The sequence below is a fragment of the Methylomonas koyamae genome (assembly GCF_001644025.1).
Taxonomy (GTDB): Bacteria; Pseudomonadota; Gammaproteobacteria; order Methylococcales; family Methylomonadaceae; genus Methylomonas; species Methylomonas koyamae_A.
Genome location: NZ_LUUK01000172.1, coordinates 33276 through 51567 on the forward strand (window position 1 = coordinate 33276; position 18292 = coordinate 51567).

The 18292-nt window shown below is 55.8% G+C and carries 17 protein-coding genes; 10 read left to right on the forward strand and 7 right to left on the reverse strand.

The annotated features are described in order from the left end of the window. Window positions 1–43: 43 nt before the first annotated feature. From A1355_RS13170 to A1355_RS26415, 10 genes are all read left to right on the forward strand, one after another. Window positions 44–889, forward strand: coding sequence for an NAD-dependent epimerase/dehydratase family protein (locus A1355_RS13170; RefSeq protein ID WP_064028831.1), 846 nt, complete (start codon window positions 44–46; stop codon window positions 887–889). Between the two features lie 49 nt (window positions 890–938). Further along, a complete protein-coding gene (locus A1355_RS13175) occupies window positions 939–1967 on the forward strand; it encodes a radical SAM protein (protein WP_064028833.1) in 1029 nt (342 codons plus the stop codon). 25 nt (window positions 1968–1992) lie between these two features. After that, a complete protein-coding gene (locus tag A1355_RS13180) occupies window positions 1993–3318 on the forward strand; it encodes a glycosyltransferase family 4 protein (RefSeq protein ID WP_064028835.1) in 1326 nt (441 codons plus the stop codon). 5 nt (window positions 3319–3323) lie between these two features. Then, entirely contained in the window at window positions 3324–4322 is a 999-nt protein-coding gene (locus A1355_RS13185; RefSeq protein ID WP_064028836.1) for a radical SAM/SPASM domain-containing protein, read from the forward strand. A gap of 45 nt (window positions 4323–4367) precedes the next feature. Then, window positions 4368–5561 (forward strand): FkbM family methyltransferase, encoded by a 1194-nt coding sequence (locus tag A1355_RS13190; RefSeq protein WP_064028838.1) that lies wholly within the window; start codon window positions 4368–4370, stop codon window positions 5559–5561. After that, window positions 5558–6655, forward strand: a complete 1098-nt coding sequence (locus A1355_RS13195) for an FkbM family methyltransferase (RefSeq protein WP_064028840.1) — start codon at window positions 5558–5560, stop codon at window positions 6653–6655. Before A1355_RS13190 ends, A1355_RS13195 begins: the two co-directional genes overlap by 4 nt. Before the next feature lie 36 nt (window positions 6656–6691). Further along, window positions 6692–7510: a cephalosporin hydroxylase family protein gene (locus tag A1355_RS13200; protein ID WP_064028842.1), complete on the forward strand. Its 819-nt coding sequence runs from the start codon at window positions 6692–6694 to the stop codon at window positions 7508–7510. A gap of 37 nt (window positions 7511–7547) precedes the next feature. Next, complete coding sequence (locus A1355_RS13205) at window positions 7548–8735, forward strand: glycosyltransferase family 2 protein (protein WP_064028847.1); 1188 nt, start codon at window positions 7548–7550, stop codon at window positions 8733–8735. 563 nt (window positions 8736–9298) lie between these two features. Beyond that, window positions 9299–10570 carry an HD-GYP domain-containing protein gene (locus A1355_RS13210; protein ID WP_064028849.1) on the forward strand — a complete coding sequence of 424 codons (1272 nt, stop codon included), beginning with the start codon at window positions 9299–9301 and terminating at the stop codon, window positions 10568–10570. Next, window positions 10567–12219: an ATP-binding protein gene (locus A1355_RS26415; protein WP_064028851.1), complete on the forward strand. Its 1653-nt coding sequence runs from the start codon at window positions 10567–10569 to the stop codon at window positions 12217–12219. Before A1355_RS13210 ends, A1355_RS26415 begins: the two co-directional genes overlap by 4 nt. Before the next feature lie 381 nt (window positions 12220–12600). Here the strand turns inward: A1355_RS26415 and A1355_RS13220 are convergent, their stop codons facing one another. The 7 genes from A1355_RS13220 to A1355_RS25245 all read right to left on the reverse strand — a co-directional run bounded on the left by A1355_RS13220 (window position 12601) and on the right by A1355_RS25245 (window position 17090). Then, window positions 12601–13704, reverse strand: a complete 1104-nt coding sequence (locus tag A1355_RS13220) for a glycosyltransferase family 2 protein (RefSeq protein WP_064028853.1) — start codon at window positions 13702–13704, stop codon at window positions 12601–12603. A 228-nt stretch (window positions 13705–13932) separates the two neighbouring features. After that, window positions 13933–14136 (reverse strand): hypothetical protein, encoded by a 204-nt coding sequence (locus A1355_RS13225; RefSeq protein WP_157197876.1) that lies wholly within the window; start codon window positions 14134–14136, stop codon window positions 13933–13935. 215 nt (window positions 14137–14351) lie between these two features. Then, a complete protein-coding gene (locus A1355_RS13230) occupies window positions 14352–14666 on the reverse strand; it encodes a hypothetical protein (protein WP_064028857.1) in 315 nt (104 codons plus the stop codon). A gap of 79 nt (window positions 14667–14745) precedes the next feature. After that, entirely contained in the window at window positions 14746–15012 is a 267-nt protein-coding gene (locus tag A1355_RS13235) for a hypothetical protein (RefSeq protein ID WP_064028859.1), read from the reverse strand. Between the two features lie 91 nt (window positions 15013–15103). After that, a complete protein-coding gene (locus A1355_RS13240; RefSeq protein ID WP_064028862.1) occupies window positions 15104–15559 on the reverse strand; it encodes a hypothetical protein in 456 nt (151 codons plus the stop codon). Then, window positions 15560–16438, reverse strand: a complete 879-nt coding sequence (locus A1355_RS26420; protein ID WP_064028865.1) for an RHS repeat-associated core domain-containing protein — start codon at window positions 16436–16438, stop codon at window positions 15560–15562. Window positions 16439–16676: 238 nt separating this feature from the next. Continuing rightward, window positions 16677–17090 (reverse strand): hypothetical protein, encoded by a 414-nt coding sequence (locus A1355_RS25245; RefSeq protein ID WP_157197877.1) that lies wholly within the window; start codon window positions 17088–17090, stop codon window positions 16677–16679. Between the last annotated feature and the right edge of the window lie 1202 nt (window positions 17091–18292).

Consider the following 18292-nt stretch of genomic DNA (forward strand, 5'->3'; position numbering starts at 1 on the left):
CGATGCCGACGCGAATCCAGCCAAGACTCGCCCGGAGCCGACCATGAAGGTCCTGGTCACCGGCGCCAGCGGCTTCGTCGGCCGCCACGTCGTCACACAATTACTGGAACGCGGCCACCGCGTCACCGCGCTGGCTCGCGACGCCGGCAAGGCGCAAGGTTTGGTTTGGTTCGACCGAGTCGAGTTCCTGAGCGGCGACGTACACGCCGACCGCTTGCCGGACCGCTTGGGACAACTTGACGCGGTGATCCACCTGGCTTGGCCGGGACTGCCCAATTACCGCGATCTGTTCCATTTCGAACAAAACCTGATCGGCGATTACCGCTTCCTGAAGTCGTTGGTCGAACAAGGCGTCGGGCAATTATTGGTCGCCGGCACCTGCTTCGAATACGGCTTGCAGAACGGCTGCCTGAGCGAAGATTGGCCGACGCTGCCGGCCAATCCCTACGCGCTGGCGAAGGACAGTTTGCGAAAATTCCTGCAACAACTCCAACGACATCATTCCTTCACGCTGCAATGGGCTAGACTGTTCTACCTGTACGGCGAAGGCCAGCACGCCAACAGCCTGCTGGCGCAATTGGAGCGGGCGATTGCCGACGGGCGGCCGACGTTCGATATGTCCGGCGGCGAGCAGCTCCGCGATTACCTACCCATCGAAGTCGCCGCCCGCCGCCTGGTGCAATTAGTCGAACGCCCGGACGCCGACGGCGTCTACAACGTCTGCAGCGGTACGCCGATTTCGATCAGAACGCTGGTCGAGCGGCATATTCGCAAGCGAGGCGCCGACATCGCGTTGAATCTGGGCTACCATGCCTACCCCGATTACGAACCGATGGCGTTTTGGGGCGATCGGCGCAAACTGACCCAGTTGTTGGGAACGCTCGACTGAGTCGTCGGGCGCTATCGACACCGCAGGAGCCAACCCTAGGAAAACCTTGATGAAAGCACAAATCAAACCTCGCATTAACCTCGACGAACGCACCCCGCTGCAAGACGTGATTCCGCTGGAAACGCCGTTCGTGTTGTTCGTCGATCCGGCCAGTTCCTGCAACTTTCAATGTACGTTTTGCCCGACCGGCGACCGCGAACTGATTAAGCAAACCGGCCGCTACCAGGGCGCGATGAAGCTGGAGCTGTTTAAAAAGATCATCGACGACTTGGCGGACTTCCCGCAAGACATCAAAGTGTTGCGGATGTACAAGGACGGTGAGCCGCTGCTGAACAAACACCTGGCCGAGATGGTGGCCTATGCCAAGCAAAGCGGCCGGATACCTTACATCGACACCACCACCAACGGCACGCTGATCGATCCGGACCGGATGGGACCGCTGATCGAAGCCGGCCTAGATAAGATCAATATTTCGGTCGACGGCATGAACGAGGAGCAATACCAACGCTTCACCAAGTTCGACTTCGAGTTCCAGCGCTTCGTCGATAACATTCATTGGTTGTACGAGCATAAGGGCGATTGCGAAATCGTCATCAAAATTCCCAGAGAGTTGATTACCGAAGCTCAGCAGCAAGAGTTCTACGATACCTTCGGCGATTACTGCGACCGGATTTTTATCGAAAATTTCGCGCCATGCTGGCCGGAATTCGACGTGGAAACCCGCACCGGCTTCAAGATTACCGAAGGCATTTACCAGCAACCGATCACGCCGACCGACACCTGCCCGTATATTTTTTATTCGATGTCGGTCAATGCCGACGGCTTGGTCAGCTCCTGCTTTCTGGATTGGGGCCGTAAATTGATCATCGGCGACGCCAGGGAACAATCGATCCGCGACATCTGGCATTCCGACGCCTTCAACCGCTTGCGGATTCAACATTTGGAGGGCAAGCGCCGGCAAAACCCGGTGTGCTCGAAATGCGGTCAGCTCACTCATTGCCTGCCCGACAACATCGATCCTTACCGCGAGCAATTGCTGCCCAAGCTGTTGCGACGCAGCGTCCTAGAAACCGCTTGAACCGACGGCCTCCAGCCAACCATCGATGATCCGGGTCCTGCACATCACCCCGCACCTGGGCGGCGGCGTCGGTAAAGCCCTGTCGGGCCTAGCTCTGCAAGCGGCCGACGAGAACGCTGGCGTATCGCACCGGTTTATCTGCCTGGAAGCGCTGGAAAAAACCCAATTCGTCGAGGCCATCGCCGCGCTGGCCGACCCGGATTTTGCGGTCGAAGTCTGTCCTTCGCCCGATAGGCTGCGCGCGGCGATCGCCGAAGCGGACATCGTGCAATTCGAATTCTGGAACCACCCGCTGTTGCCCAAGTGCTTATGCGAAGCCGAGCTCCCGCCGCACCGGGCCTTGTTTTGGTGCCATATTTCCGGCCTGGGGAATCCGCGTATCCCGGCCGGTTTAGCGGCGATCGCGGACCGCTGGGTGTTCACCTCGGCATGCTCGCTGGATAACCCTGCCTTCGCCGATTTGAGCGATGCCGAGCGACAAAGCCTTGGCGTGGTCTCCAGCGCCGGCCTCGCCGACTTGCCGCCGCTCCCGCAACGTCGAGGCCGGCCGCCGCGTCTGGGTTACGTCGGCACCTTGAACTTCGCCAAGCTGCATCCGCGCTTCGTCGAGTTTCTGGCGGCGGTGCCGCTGGCCAACCTACGCGTTAAATTGCTCGGCGACATCGCCAACCGCGCCGAACTGCAAGCGCGGTGCGCCGCCGTCGGCCGGCCGGATTTATTCGAATTCGCCGGTTATTCCGAGGACATCCTCGCCGCCTTGGCCGACCTGGATATTCTGGTATATCTGCTGAACCCGCTGCACTACGGCACCGCCGAAAACGCGCTGGTCGAAGCGATGGCGATGGGCGTCGTGCCTATCGTGCTGGACAACCCGGCCGAGCGCCGAATCGTCACGCACGGCCAAACCGGTTTGGTCGTCAACGGCCCCGCCGAATTCGCCGAGACGCTGACCGGGCTGATTAACCAACCCGAACAACGCTTGGCCTTGGCCCAGCAGGCCGCCGGATTCGCCAGAACCCGCTACACTTTTGCCGAAATGACTGCCGGACTCAATGCGCATTACCTGGATTTGATGAACGCCGAAAAACGCCAACCTGCTTACGCCGCCGTATTCGGTAACTGCCCCTGCGACTGGTTTAAAGCCTTCCAAAACCCGAACGGCCCGTATGCCGACGACGGTAGTATCCCCGCCGGCGCGGACTTGGCGCATGGCGATTTCGAGCGCTCAAAAGGCAGCGTGTTTCACTTTTTGAAGTACTTTCCGGACAACCCGAGACTGCGGTCCTGGAGCCGGGCGCTCGCCGAGCCGCCCCGTTCCGCACCGCGCAATGCCCGGCAAACCCTAGCGTAAGTTTTATGCTCACCAAACAAGAAGCCAAAAACATCGACATCGCCGCAACCCGGGTCGACAATCTGCTCAAGGCGCTGGCCGAAAAACGCATCTTGAGTCTGATCGTCGAGCCGACATCGGAATGCAATCTGAGTTGCACCTTCTGCGACATGCACTCCGGACGTTACGACACCGATCACCGCAAGGGCATGATGAGCGACGCGGTGTTCGACAAACTGCTAGCCGATCTGCAAGCCCTGCCTTACAAAATGGCGATGATTCAGTTTCACGGCTACGGCGAACCGCTGCTGAACAAAAAGATCGCCGCGATGCTGGCCGCCTGCAAGTCGCGGGGGCTGGCCGAAAAGCTGCGCATCATCACCAACGGCACCGTCCTGAAACCCGAGATTCTGGAAGAACTGTTGAATTCCGGCGTCGACGAAATCCACATCAGTCTGGATGCCTTCAGCCGCGAGGAATACCAAACCATCAAGGGTAAGGACTTCTTCGACAAGTTGATGCGCAACATTTACGCGGCGGCCGAAGCCGTCGAACAGCGTCAAACCGCCCAGCTTTACATCAAACTGGCCTCATCCGACGCCGAGTTGTACGGCATCACCGACAGCCTGTTCCAGCGAGGTTGGGACGGCCTGAAAACCTTATGCGAGCATTCGCAGGTGGTCCATCTGAAAGACATGCCGGTGTTCCACACCCACGACGGCCAAAAAATCGGCTTCGCCGGTTCCAACGCACCCTGCGAAATGCCGTTCTACATGGCCTACGTCAAATTCGACGGCAAGATTTCGGCCTGTTGCGCAGACATCTTCGGCGAATTGGCGATCGGCGATCTGAGCCAACAAAGTCTGCGGGAGATACTGGAAGGCCGCGCGCTCAACGACATTCGCAAAACCATGCTGGGAGGCGATCTCAAGCACCAGAAACCAATTTGTTATTACTGCGGCGCCAAAACCGTCGTCGATCTCAGCACCCATGCCGAACAAATCCGGACGCTGTTGGACGATTGAAGCGCCCCGATTCGTCGTGTTCCCGATCGCAAATCCGTTCAGCCGATGATCTTGCAACATCCCATCGCCCGGCAATTTAGCCGCCTACCCGATCCGGCCGAAGCCCGCCGAATGCTGCGCCGGTTGCACTCAGCGCCGTGCCATGCCGCCCCTCGCCGAGTAGACAAGCCGGTAACGTTGTACGGTGCCGGCAATTTAGGCAGACTGGCCCATGCTTACTTCCAGCGCATCGGCGTCACCGTGCAAACCGTCGTCGACGCCAACGCCGGCACGCTGGCAAACACCCCGTTCTGGGAACAAACCCGGTTGATCGCGCCCGAGGACGTCCCGAACAAACTCAAAACCAAGACCTTGCTGGCAATCAGCATCGCCAACGATCCTTTTACACCGGTGGCCGAATATTTGACTCGGCAAGGCTGGCAGGATGCCGTGCCGTTTTACGACATTGCCGAAGCCTACCGCGATCGCCATCCGCTCTCCAACGGCTGGTTCGCCGACCCGTTCAGCGACACCGATCTGGACCGCATCGAAACGGTAATGGACGGCTGGCACGACGCCGTGTCCCGCGCGCACCACCTGCAATTCATCGCCTGGCGGCGGCTGCGCCAGGAATGGACGTTTTCCGCCGCGCCGGTCACGACCGACGACCGCTTCTTTATCCCCGAAGTGTTGGACTGCCTAAACCACGAGGAGCGTTTTATCGATTTGGGCGCCCATACCGGCAGCGTGACTCGACGTTTTTGCCAGTTGACCGGTGGCCACTTCTCTGAACTATGCTTGATCGAACCTGACCGAACCAGCCTTGAGCAACTCGAAGTCACCATGGACGAACTGGGGCTTTGCGACGATTCCCGGTTGCGGGTCATGGATTGCGGAATCGCCGCTCGAACCGGGATGGGGCGGTTTTACGAAGGCTTGGACTATGCATCGCAACTGACTCCGCTCGGCAAGCGCAAATTGCCGGTCGTCGCGCTGGACGATTTGGAGTTTACGCCGACCTTCATCAAACTACATCTGGAAGGCGGCGAGCTCGACGCGCTGAAGGGCGCCGAGCAGACCTTGTTGAGTCATCGGCCTATCGTCGTCGCCACGTCCTACCACAACGTCCAAGGACTCTGGGAATTGCCGCTGTGGCTGATGCAAACCTTGCCGAATTACCGGTTCTTGCTGCGCCTGCACAGTTGGTGCGGCACCGGCGCGGTGATCTACGCCCTGCCCAACGAACGGAGCAGCCATTGAGCGATTTTTGGACGCGCGCCGCCGATCTCCGCGCCGAACAACAGCCTTTGGTTAGCCGCTTTCAGGCGGCATTCTCGACCGGCATCGTCGTCTACGGTGCCGGATTCGTCGGCACCTGGGCCGTCCAGTATCTGCAAGGACTCGGTGCCAAGATCGTTTGCGTGGTGGACCGCAATCCCGCCAAATGGCACACGGCGATACGCGGCGTGCCGGTGGTCGCGCCGGAAGACCCCGCCGTCGCCGAAACCGGCTGGGTGCTGGTGGCCGCCCGCCACGCAGCTAAAGCCGTCGTCGAGCAATTGACCGCAACCGGCCTGACCGCGCTGAGTTTCGATGCGTTTTTCGCGGTCAGCCGCTATCCAGACATTCTGGAAATCAACGAGGCTTTTCTCGCCGACGAATTATCCCGGCAAACCTTGGGCGCCGTGGTGTTGGCTTGGCTGAGCGGTTCGCCGGCGCCTTGCCGGGACGTGCAAGCCCCCGATCAATATTTTTGCCTGCCGGGATTTGCCGACGACGACCGCCACATTTTCATCGATGCCGGCGCCTATGTCGGCGATACCGTCGAGAAGTTCATTTGGGCCTGCCACGGCGCCTTCAAACGCATTCACGCCTTCGAGCCGGGCGAGCGGCAATTTGCCGCGTTGCGCCGGCGGACCGAGCGCTTGACGGCGGAGTGGGCATTGGACGACGGTCAAATCGCGCTGGTCAACGCCGGCGTTGCCGAGGCCAGCGGCCGGATGGCTTGCGTCAACGTCAGCGGACCGGCTCAAAGCTTGAATCTGGTCGAGGCCGCCGCCGATCGCGACGATCTGCCGACTAGCGCGGTTTACAGCCTGGACGACTACCTGCAAGGCCAGCCGGCCAGTTTAATCAAAGCCGACGTGGAAGGCCTGGAACTGGCGCTGTTGCGCGGCGCGGCCGCCACGATCCGCCGCTGCGGCCCCAAAATGGCGCTCAGCGTCTACCACTTCCCCAGCGATATTTTCGAGATTCCGGCCTACGTGCGTAGCCTGGATTCTAGCTACCGCTTCGCGTTGCGCCACCATTCGCCGCTGCTGATGGAAACCGTGCTGTATTGCTGGAAAGAATAACCACCCGATTTCGCCCCCACCACACCGAAACCTCTCATGGACGCTAACAAGCAATTCGAAACCTACGTCGCCGACAACATTCGCCGGATCGGCAACGACCGCGATTTCATCGGACTCTCCAACATCTGGGTGCGCGAGTCCATCCGCCACAACTACGCCCAGAACTTTACCTGGCTGGGCCGGCCGGTCATCCAGGTGCCGCAGGACGTTTACGCGATTCAGGAATTGATTTGGCGGGTCAAGCCGGACCTGATCGTCGAAACCGGCATCGCCCACGGCGGCTCGCTGGTGCTGAGCGCATCGATGCTGGCCCTGCTGGACTATTGCGACGCGGTCGCCGCCGGCCAAGCCTTGGACCCGCTGCAAAGCCCGCGCAAGGTATTGGGCATAGACATCGACATCCGTCCCCACAACCGCGCGGCCATCGAAGCCCATCCGCTGGCGCATAAAATCGAGACCCTCCAGGGATCGTCAATCTCCCCGGACATCGTCGCCACCGTCAAGGCCCGCGCCGCGCAAGCCCAATGCATTTTGGTTTTCCTGGACTCCAACCACACCCACGACCATGTACTGGCCGAGCTGGAAGCCTACGCGCCGCTGACCTCGGAAGACAGCTACTGCGTGGTCTGGGATACCGGCGTCGAAGATCTGCCGGAAGGTTTTTGCCGCGACCGTCCCTGGGACAAAGGCAACAACCCGAAGACCGCGGTTTGGGAATATCTGCGCCTGCTGCGCGGCGAAGGCCGCCAAGCCGCCGACGGCAAGGTGCTGAATTTCGAGATCGATAAAACCCTCGAACATAAAATCGCCATCACCGCCTCGCCGGACGGCTTTCTGCGCCGAGTACCGGCTTGACGCCAACCATGGTTCGATACCTCACACCGAACGCGCCATGACTCACGAAGTTCCGCTCATCGCCACCGGCGGCCGGCACTTTCCGCCATTGCCCGCCTCCGCGCAAGCCGCGATTTTATTGCCGACCGCGCGCTGGACGCCGATGGCGCGCTCGGTGATCGCCTCGCTGATCGGCACCGCCAACGAGGAAACCGTGGTGCTGGTCGCCGACAACAGCGAAACGCCGGAAAAACGCGAATTTCTGGAGCGCATCCGGGCCCTGAATCCCTATATCTTCGCGATCGCACACCAGAAGAACGTCGGCGGCGCAGGCAATTTGAGCTATCTGTTCGAGTGGTGCGGCGACTTGCCCTATTGCGCGATGATGGCCGACGACGACTGGATGTCGCCGACGTATCACACCGACGCCTTCGAACTGCTGCGCGGCGATGCCAAACTCAGCTGCGCCGAGGTCGGCAGTACCTTCGTGGACATCGGCGACGGCAAGCTGGTCAACGTCAGCCAAGCGGCGATGCAGGGTGCGACCCCGGCCGAACGCTTGCCGACCTGGCGCCCCGAGGTGGCCCGCGCGACGATGTACAACGCCTCGCGGCGCGGCGCGCTGAACCACGCCTTGCAATTCCTGGCCGCGACGCCGCTGCACGGCCTGACCTTGGCGGAAGACTTGTGGGAATTGAATCGGCTGGCCTTGGGCGATTTCGTCAGCCTGCCGGGGCCGGGCTGCTTGGTACATTATCCGGCGAACGGCTCGCAAAACGGCGACGGCACCCAACGCTTCTACGAACTGATCTGCAAAGGCGTCGGTCTGCAGTTTTCGTTCGTGTATTTCACCGCGCTGAGTACCGCGGTCCAATGCGCCTTGTTCTTGGGCGGCAGCCACTCGCCGATTGCCGACCCATTGCAACGCGCCGTCTGCGCCCAACAGGTATTCGCCAAAATCTACGCCGCCGGCTTTCTACCGATGGTCAGTGCCGAATCCAGCCACGCCGCCGCCCGCATGCTGTTCGCAGAGCACCCGCGAGCGCTGGCCGGCTACCTGAAATTTTGCGCGCCGCCCTACAGCTTGCAACCGGTGTTTGCCGCCGACGTCGTATGCTGGTTCATCGAGTTGATCGAAGTCTTCGAGGATAAAACGCCGCCGGCTCCCGAGCGGCTATCACGCCGCTTCGCCCACTTCGTCGACGGTCTGATGCCGGGCTTGCTAAATGCCGACGGCGATTGCTGATCCGAGATTCTCAGACCCTAAAAGCAGCGGTTAGGCAAAGTTAGGCCCACCAATGGCGGGACGCTCTCGATCGCGGCTAAAGCCGCCCCACCTGCCTTTTTCAGTATCCTGGGTGACAAATCACTTCATGACCATTAGGGCGAACCACCGCTATCGCACCACCCATTCACTTGTGATTGCTGGAGTTGTTATGTTAGTGTGCAAACACGCGTTGACAGACACTGAAAATTAGTGCCGCAATTCGAAGGAATTCGGCGGACAATGAACGCCAGACGAACTCCATCGGCAATCGCAAGCCTTGGTTGCGGCGTTTCACATTGGTTTTCCGGAAAAGATAGCGGTGGGCGTCGCAAAGGCTCCGAGGCACAAATTAGTGGGGCGAAACCCACCACCACGGGCACGATAATCTCGGATCGGCGTCCGCTCAATCACACTGCGGCGGTGCTTACATCCCTGTGAAAACGGATCGCAAAACCTTGAGTGGCCGGGCGCGGAATATCGGTCGAGACCGCCGAATTCCGCAGTATTCCATTTGACACAAGTAGATCGGACTGTCGCTACCGATGCCAGATAACTTCAACATTACGATGGATCAGCTTCGGGTCGGGTTATATATCCACCTCGATCTCAAGTGGTTTAATCACCCGTTCTCGTTCAGCAATTTCAAGATCAAGAACGAGGCACAGATCAAGACCATCCAGAGTCTCGGGCTCAAGTCGATTCGTTACGATCCGGCCCTCAGCGATGTCAATCCGCTCCCTCAAAAGACACAGCCGGTACAGCAAACACCGGAAGCGGCCAAACCTGATATTTCGCCGGTGTTGGCGGCCAAGGTCGCGCTGGTAGAGCGAATCCAGCGGCAGCGAGAGGCGGCGGCGCGGATTGAAAATGCCTTTATCGATACCGCTAAAACGATACACGGCATCGAGAAAAGCCTGTTTACCATGCCGGCGGAAACCGTGCGAAAGGCGGGACAATTGGTGGATCAAATTATCGACTCCCTGCTTTCCGCGCCGGAACTCGCCATACACGTCATGATAGGCAAGGCAGGTGCCGAGGAAATGTATTACCACTCGTTGAATGTCACCATGCTGTCGCTGATGATGGCGCGCGACATCGAGTTGCCCCAAGAAGTGGTCGGCACTTTGGGCATAGGCGCGCTATTTCACGATATTGGTCATAAGGAGATTCCGTCCAAGATCTTGATGAAAAAGGAGCCGCTCAATCAGGCCGAGCGGCATTTATTCGAAATGCATTGCCAGTATGGCGCGGATATCGGCCAGCGACTGGGGCTCGCACCCGCCGTCTTGACCATCATCAGCGAACATCACGAATTGTTCGATGGTACCGGCTACCCGAGCAGACTCAAGGGCGAAGCGATAGGCTTGCTTTCCCGCATCGTCGTCATTGCCAACCATTATGATGAACTTTGCAACCCGGTAAACATTAACAACGCGCTGACGCCTCACGAGGCTTTGTCGACGATGTTCGCCAAGTTGCGCAACAAATTCGATCAGAAATTGCTCCAGGTCTTCATCCGTTGTCTTGGAGTGTATCCGCCCGGTACGATCGTGCAGTTTTCCAACGGCGTGATCGGCATGGTCGTCACCGTCAATACCGCCAAGCCGATGAAACCACTGGTGCTCATTTACGACGCGGATATTCCCAGGGACGAGGCTATCCTGGTGGACATGGCCTGCGAAGCGGATGCGAATATCGCGAAGGCGATCAGACCTGCGCAGGTTCCGAGGGAAATATACAACTACCTCAGTCCTCGCAAACGGGTCAATTATTATTTCGACCCGAGCAGCCCCGGCCAGGAGCAAGCCAGATGAGCAGCCTCGAACATCTGATGATCGATTACTGCCAACATATGATGCTGCTGGTTGAACCCGGTGAGTTGCGGATCATCGTCGCCAACAAGATGGCAGAGAAAATGCTCGGCTATTCGGAACTGGATTTGCTGGCCATGGCGATCACGAATATCGAAAGTTCATTGCAGGACGTGTTTTATTGGGAAGACGTCCGCAACGGCCAATACCAGGATATCGAGACCCAGGATGGGCTTTATCAATGCGCCGACGGTTCGCTGCTGACGGTGACCAAATCGGTCAAGATCATTCACCACGAAGGCCGTCCGCTGATTCTGATCCAAGCCAGGGATGTCCAAAACGAACACAAGGCCGAGGATGCCCTGGCCCAGCTATTGTCCCAGCTCAGGGCCACGCTGGAATCGACCGGCAACGGCATACTGGTCATCGATTGGCACGGCAAGATCGCCAACATGAACCGCCAGTTCAGTAGCATGTGGGGCATTTCGGACGACTTGCTGTTTGAGACAGAAGAAGCCGATATTCTTGAGTTCATTGCCGGGCAGGTCGTCGAGCCCGAGGCATTTCGTGTGCGCTTACAAGAGCTCGTTGGGGACGGGGAAACCGAAGATATCCTGAGTCTCCAGGATGGCCGGGTTTTCGAATGCCGATCGCGGCCGCAATATCTTGGCGAACACATCATCGGTCGCGTCTTCGGCTTCAACGATATCACCGAACACAAACGCGCCGAGGAAGCGTTGCGCGACTCCCGAGATAAACTCGAAGAGCAGGTTCAAAAGCGCACCGCCTCGCTGCAAATGGCCAATACCCAACTGCTGGCCGAGAAGGCGCGTCAAGAGGACCTGATCAAGCAGCTTGAAGAAACCCAGATGCAACTGCTGCAATCCGAAAAAATGGCTTCGATCGGTCAGCTCGCGGCCGGCGTGGCTCACGAGATCAATAATCCCATTGGCTTCGTCAACTCCAACTTGAGTACCTTGCAGGAGTATGTGGATGGAATGCTCAGACTGCTGGCGGCTTACGAAGACGTCGAAGGTAAGCTGGTGAATGAGGCCTTGCAGGACATTACGCTTCTGAAGCAGGAAATCAATATCGGCTATCTGCGCCAAGACATCGGCGAACTTCTGGCGGAATCTCTCGACGGTTTGCAGCGAGTGCGGCGTATCGTTAAGGATCTAAAGGATTTCTCTCACGTTGGCGAATTGGAAAAGCAGTCGGCGAATCTTGAGGCGGGGCTCGACAGCACGCTGAACGTGGTATGGAACGAAATCAAGTACAAAGCCGAGGTCGTCAAGGAATACGGCGCAATCCCCGAGATCAACTGCATCGCGTCCCAACTCAACCAAGTGTTCATGAACCTGCTGATCAATGCGGTACAAGCCATCGAGGATCACGGCCGAATTACGCTTCGCACCGCTTATGACGAGAACAGTGTCTGGGTTGAGGTGGAGGATACCGGCAAGGGCATCAAGCCGGAACAGCTTGGAAAAATCTTCGATCCGTTCTTTACCACCAAGTCGGTCGGCATGGGCACCGGCTTGGGTCTTTCCTTATCCTATGGCATCGTGAACAAACACAACGGACGCATCGAAGTGAAAAGCACGGTCGGCAAGGGCACTTGCTTTCGAGTCTTGTTGCCCCGGACCGGCTGACAGGCTTTTTGAAAGACATATACCTTTCGCACTTCAAATTTCGACGCATCCGCTCCCTCGCCCTCCGGGAGAGGGCTGGGGTGAGGGAATCAAAAAACCGAAATTTGAAGTGCGATGACTATAGAACGGCTTACATTAAAACAGCGGCGGCTCTTTGGCTATTCGCGTGAAAAGCCTTTCGGCCATTCCAGTCTAATTTGGCGAGGTCGCCCGTGCTTGCTTTGCCGCCTCAAGTTCGCGGAAGTTGGACCGGCCCAGCAAGCCGCTTTGGCGAAGCGCAACCGTAAAAAACGGATCGATAGCGGCAGTCCGCGTTACCAACAACCGCCTTCTTCAAACGCAGAATCCGAGCGTCTTGATTGCTCAAAAAAGCCCTCCCCGCTACACCCCCAACTGCGCCCGCCAAAAGTCGTTTAGTACGTTGGTTTCCTGGCCGCCGCCTTGGTAACGGTCCTCGAAGCGCTGAAACTCCTGCTCCAACGCGCTGAATTCCTGGCGTTGATGGTAGGACAGGCCGGCCGATAAATCGTTGGCGGCCCAGGTCGTGGTCCGGTAGCGCTGGAGTTTTTCGCGGGAAAACTCGTAATCGAAATAGCGCAAATGAATCAGCGTCAGGTCGTCGGCTTTTTCGCTGCGTTCGTAGCATTGGTGCTGGCCCGGCGTGAACGACACGGGGTCGCTGAGGATGGCCACCTTGTCCAAGGCGGTGTTGCGCAACAAGGCCCGCCGCTGGCCGACGATGGGCTGAGATAGATCGATCGCCGCGTCGCTGCCGCGCAGATGCACCAAATCCCAGCCGGTCGGGATTAACCGCCTGGGCGTATCGACGGACAAGCGGGTCACGTAATCGGCCAAACTAGAATACGCGGAGCGGGTCGGCACGATGAATTCGTCCGAATCGGTCACCACCACCAAGTCGTAAGTCTCCAGCAGAAAATGTTGGAAAATGCCCAGACTGCGCGACAGCCGCCACGAATCGAAACTGGTGCGGGGCTGGCGAATCACATTTACAGCCGTCGGCAGATAAGTGCGCGGATCGCGGTCCGAGCCGTCGTCGATCACATACAGATTTTCCAGACCGAACTGGCGTCCGTAGTAATCCACCCATTTCGGCAGCACGAAGTCCTCGTTATAGGCAATCGTCAGCGCCGCCACCCGCGTGACCGTACTCGGCCTAGCCCGGTAAACCCCGGCTTGCAAGGCTTGCCGGGCTAACAGCGTGGCGGCCAGATTCAACCGGTGCGCGACCGCCCGTTGCGTGTCGCCGTTGTATTCGTGGAACACCAGGCGCTCCAACTCCTCGCTCCGCTCGGTGCCGATCGGTATCGCGATCGGCAAGGCCGCGCCGGTCAGCGGAAAGCGGCCCAGCACGACCTCGGCGCCGGCTGCGTCGGTCTGGCAAACCACCAGCACGCCGTCGCGAGGCATCTCCGACAACATGACCTGGCACTGCTCGTAATTCAAAAAAGTAATATCGATTTTCATAGGCTACTCAAAATAGGCCGGAACCCTGCCGGCGGTGACGCCAAGTCGGCAACGCAGCCGACCGCCAACGCGCAAGGCCGCGACCGGGAAACAGATCGCCGGCGAGATGATGCCGGTTATGGCGCGGCATCTTTCGGGAATTTGTGAACCGCGTTAAACGCCACCGCTCAGGAACCGACGCTAAGCATAGCCAACATTTGCCCGACTGCCCGGTATCTAAGAGCGCGGCTAGCCGCCGGCGCGGGGCGAGAAGTAGCGGGTGTGGTTATAGTGCAGGCCGGAGAAGGCGTCGCAGTACTGGCCGGGCGAGCGCAGGTTGAAGGTGGTCTTCGCGCCGTTACCGTCCGGGTCGTCCAGGGCCGGGGTATCGCCGTAGGGGGAGATCGGCCAGGCCCAGATTGGTTGGGTCAGGTCGCCGGCCACCCGACGCAAATAGCGCGGGGTGTTGGCGAAGTCGGTTTCGATGTAGGCCAGTTTGACCAGACTTCCGTCCGGCCGTTGGTCGATGACCGCCAGCGGGATGTCGCCCAGCTTGCGTAGCTCCGATTAGCGAAGCGTAATCGGAGGAATGAATTAAATACATGCGTCCGATTACGCTTCGCTAATCGGACCTACGGTCCTATCAGGCTTCGATAGGGCGTTAGTAGTTACGAAAAATCAATCGTAAATTTCTCGATCGCTTCTTCTACTGATGGATATAACCCAGATCGACTGTCGGGGGCTTCTTCGATAAAAAGCTCCAATGCTTGCTTTTCAGAGTTATATAATTTAACGTCAGTTATTGGTTCGTTAAAATAATCAGCACTTTGAACACAGAACATTTTGTTATCTAGTTTTTCAAAGCATCGATATATTACCACCCCCCCGTTATCGTTGATTCTCCATACATTAAACTGTCTATACATAACCCCACCTAATTCCATTCTTACAAATATAGATAACAGCGCGCCAAACGCTAGCATGAATTAACACCTGAATAGCCAACTTTAGTTTCATAGCATGATTTAGCACAGACACCGAAATATCTATATTAGGTTAATTTTAAAGTACCAAAGGGTCGAATATGGAGCGTTTAATCGTAATATTCGTTAAAAAGTATTTTGGTTCCCATCTACCGGACTCAATTCTTTTGAGGGTATTGCTTCTTGAGTTTTTAAATTGGGTTACGAGATTTCCATCAGAATCTTTAACAACAACACGATCGCCTTTCACATAGGCTATATTTCCATTTTCATTGTCAGTGTACTCTCGCCCTTCTTCTACAACTCTATTTGGATCTCCGACTTGCCCGTTGGCGATCTTTTGCATGGTCAGTCAGCGTATCTCCGATTAGCGAAGCGTAATCGGAGGAACGAAATCACATACGTCCGATTACGCTTCGCTAATCGGACCTACGGTCCTAGTCAAACTCTAGTTTTACTTTGCCTGAATGCGTTCTATCGACAAAATAATTTGAATTCTGGTGCTCGATTGCATCAATTGCTGCGTGCGCATTGGCGCGCGTTTCAGTATCGGTAGCGTTTGCTTCTAACTCTTTCAATGCAGATAATGCATTCGCATTTAAAGAACACGCTAACAACATGCAAGCTCTATATCTGACGACCTTTGATTTGTCTGAAAGTGCTTGAACTCCCAACTGAACCGCCTCGTCAACAACTCTGGCAAAACGGATAGAGTGGAAAACGCAAGAACATCTTGCCTGCCATTTTCTTGATGTTTGATACTTCTTTAGCAATAACGTAGGCAACTTGTCCCCTAACTTACCTAGTTCGCGTGCAGCATAAAACTCCTGGTCTGAACCTAAGCCATCTAATTTGTCTAGTAAATCATTAATATCGGATTCAAGCATTTTCATTTAATTTAACAATTTAAGGATAATTTCCACATTCGAGTCATTACCTCTAATCACATTACCATGTTTATCGCTGTTCGAAGGATTATTATCGAACTCAACGCAGTAGTGGCACCCATCTTGGTCATATTGGACATCGGGTCTGTTATTGCCAACTTTATCGCCATTTACATCTACTTGTTGTTGGTTTTTACGAATATTTTCAACACTCGGGTCTTGTTTAAGATCATCGATTAAAGCGTCAATCGCACCGTTATGTGTATCGCCTCCATGAGGTTTCGCATCTCCATTATTGGCTTCGGCTTGATAGTATGGCGTCTCATCGCTTTCCAACGATGACGGATAAACAGCCCCAACGCCCCCTCCAACTACCGTAGCCGCTCCTATTGACACGTTAGAGACCAATCCGCTGAAGAACCCGCCCGAACTAAACATGGAGCTAAAGTTAATCGACTCGAAAAAGGAGGCAACCGCTTCAAATGCCCAAGTCCCGGTCGGATCGGTATAGCTGATCGGATTACCGTTGGCGTAAGTATACACATTGGTGCCACCTTCCAGGCCGATCAGGTCGGGTTGCAGGTAGCGGCCGGCGCGGGGCGAGAAGTAGCGGGTGTGGTTGTAGTGCAGGCCGGAGAAGGCGTCGTAGTATTGGCCGGGGTAGCGCAGGTTGAAGGTGGTCTTCACGCCGTCGCCGTCCGGGTCTTCCAGGGCTGGGGTGTCGCCGTAGGAGGCGATCGGCCAGGCCCAGATTGGTTGGGTCAGGTCGCCGGCCACCCGACGCAAATAGCGCGGGGTGTTGGCGAAGTCGGTTTCGATGTAGGCCAGGTTGACCAGACTACCGTCCGGCCGTTGGTCGATGACCGCCAGCGGGATGTCGCCCAACTTGCGTAGCTCCGATTAGCGAAGCGTAATCGGAGGAATGAATTAAATACATGCGTCCGATTACGCTTCGCTAATCGGACCTACGGTCCTATAGCAACAGGTGGATTGCGCCGCGAATCACCCGGCAAAATCACAATAATCCGCCGCGCGGTCGTAGGCGAGCCGCAATCGAAATGCCACATACGGCGGAACCGCGATTCGTTCCACCTTACGAGATTTACCCAGCCGGCAACACTTCTTACGGCATTGGTATGTTATTACAATCGTCTTTTTCACTAAAATTATTTAGTGTTGCATAACGTAACTTTTCGTGTATTAAATTTTTAATTAATTCGGTGAATTGATTAAAATCACCAGCCTCCCAACTAATTCCAAGCATAAATAAGCAAATAGAAACTCCATTTGCATCTTCAAAAACCACAACATCTTTAGGCTGTAAGCTACAATCCAAAAGCACACTGGGTTTTACGCTACAAGACATATTGTTTGCCAAAGCATAATTTTCCACTGCTGAAATGATTTCAGCTTTATTTGCTTCATAGCGAGAAACAAATGAAAATTCGCTAGGCCTTTGAAAATCAAGCCGCTTAATATAAAAAACATCACACCCGTTCAAGCTAATTATTAAAATAAAAAACCAGAACCTAGGCATAAGCGGTAACCGTAAAAATTGATAACAGCATTAATACACACATTCCTCTGAAAGTTGGTCTATCTGCATTCATTACTTTTTATATTATTTAGTGCTAGTTGTATTTTTATCGGTTGCATCAATAGCTTGTGCGGGTCATGCAGGCCTATGCAACATACCCAATAATCTATATATCATTGAACTTTATATGAAATAATTTACGAACTAGCACCAAAGGTTATTACAAAGTTTCATTTTCTAGAAAATGCATCCACATCATAATTGTCACCACGGAGACTGAGGGGACGAATACGGCCCAACTTCATTCCAGTTCGCACTCCCTCCCCATAACCCATTGAAGATTAATCCTGCTGTACCACCTAAAAGATTTGATGGCAGATATAAGGGGCCAAGTTGTTCACCTTGTATTGTATGTTGAAACTCGTGATTACCTACTAAATTGCCATTTTTAAATTTCTTAGTAGGACCAAAATCAATCCTCTCAACTTAAGTCTCAACAAGAAGATTTATAAGCATGTTTTCGATGAGGCTTGGGTGCTTTGGCCTGGGTTTTGTGGCGCCGGGCTTAAACCTAATCAGGTTTCTGGCGAGCCCGCGTAGCTCCGATTAGCGAAGCGTAATCGGAGACATACCAACCATTCGTCCGATTACGATTCCCAAATCGGACGGTCCTGATCAAGCCACAATCGCTATCCGAAAACATCCCGTTCCGGCTCAAACCTCGGGCCAACGGGCCGGAACGCTCGACGGCGCGGTTTCAAACCTCACCGTTGCGGATTGAACAGGGACGATTCCGGCAGCGAGCGGCAGCAGTCTCTGTTAAACATGCACGCTTCTCTATTGAAACCGCATCGTTACAGCTTCGATAAGCAGCGTGCTTGTTGGAACACGGAACGTTTTACGATGAACGCGAATCGGCCTAGAAAGTTTTTGAAGCGTTCCACGATAACCATGGAACGCCGCACTGCGCCACCTCGGCGATCTGCGTCAATCGGACAATGTTCTTTGGCGGGCATCGAGCGGTCTATCTCAACCAGACACTGGTCTATGTTCAACGGCGAACGTTGCAGGTTGCCGGGAAATCGTTAGCTGTTTTGTCGAGAATCCTGCGCTTTCAACAGCGGCCGTTGCGAGTTCACGTTGGATGCTTCCCGGTCTAAACCGGAACGGTCCAGTGTGATTGGCAATGTATGTGTGATTTT

What these genes read in the sequence shown, in the direction of transcription:
- A1355_RS25245 (WP_157197877.1), bottom strand. Translation starts at nt 17,090, where the DNA reads ATGCCTAGGTTCTGGTTTTTTATTTTAATAATTAGCTTGAACGGGTGT.
- A1355_RS13220 (WP_064028853.1), bottom strand. Translation starts at nt 13,704, where the DNA reads ATGAAAATCGATATTACTTTTTTGAATTACGAGCAGTGCCAGGTCATG.
- A1355_RS13180 (WP_064028835.1), top strand. Translation starts at nt 1,993, where the DNA reads ATGATCCGGGTCCTGCACATCACCCCGCACCTGGGCGGCGGCGTCGGT.
- A1355_RS13190 (WP_064028838.1), top strand. Translation starts at nt 4,368, where the DNA reads ATGATCTTGCAACATCCCATCGCCCGGCAATTTAGCCGCCTACCCGAT.
- A1355_RS13240 (WP_064028862.1), bottom strand. Translation starts at nt 15,559, where the DNA reads ATGAAAATGCTTGAATCCGATATTAATGATTTACTAGACAAATTAGAT.
- A1355_RS13210 (WP_064028849.1), top strand. Translation starts at nt 9,299, where the DNA reads ATGCCAGATAACTTCAACATTACGATGGATCAGCTTCGGGTCGGGTTA.
- A1355_RS13170 (WP_064028831.1), top strand. Translation starts at nt 44, where the DNA reads ATGAAGGTCCTGGTCACCGGCGCCAGCGGCTTCGTCGGCCGCCACGTC.
- A1355_RS26415 (WP_064028851.1), top strand. Translation starts at nt 10,567, where the DNA reads ATGAGCAGCCTCGAACATCTGATGATCGATTACTGCCAACATATGATG.
- A1355_RS13205 (WP_064028847.1), top strand. Translation starts at nt 7,548, where the DNA reads ATGACTCACGAAGTTCCGCTCATCGCCACCGGCGGCCGGCACTTTCCG.
- A1355_RS13235 (WP_064028859.1), bottom strand. Translation starts at nt 15,012, where the DNA reads ATGCAAAAGATCGCCAACGGGCAAGTCGGAGATCCAAATAGAGTTGTA.
- A1355_RS13230 (WP_064028857.1), bottom strand. Translation starts at nt 14,666, where the DNA reads ATGCTAGCGTTTGGCGCGCTGTTATCTATATTTGTAAGAATGGAATTA.
- A1355_RS13200 (WP_064028842.1), top strand. Translation starts at nt 6,692, where the DNA reads ATGGACGCTAACAAGCAATTCGAAACCTACGTCGCCGACAACATTCGC.
- A1355_RS13175 (WP_064028833.1), top strand. Translation starts at nt 939, where the DNA reads ATGAAAGCACAAATCAAACCTCGCATTAACCTCGACGAACGCACCCCG.
- A1355_RS13185 (WP_064028836.1), top strand. Translation starts at nt 3,324, where the DNA reads ATGCTCACCAAACAAGAAGCCAAAAACATCGACATCGCCGCAACCCGG.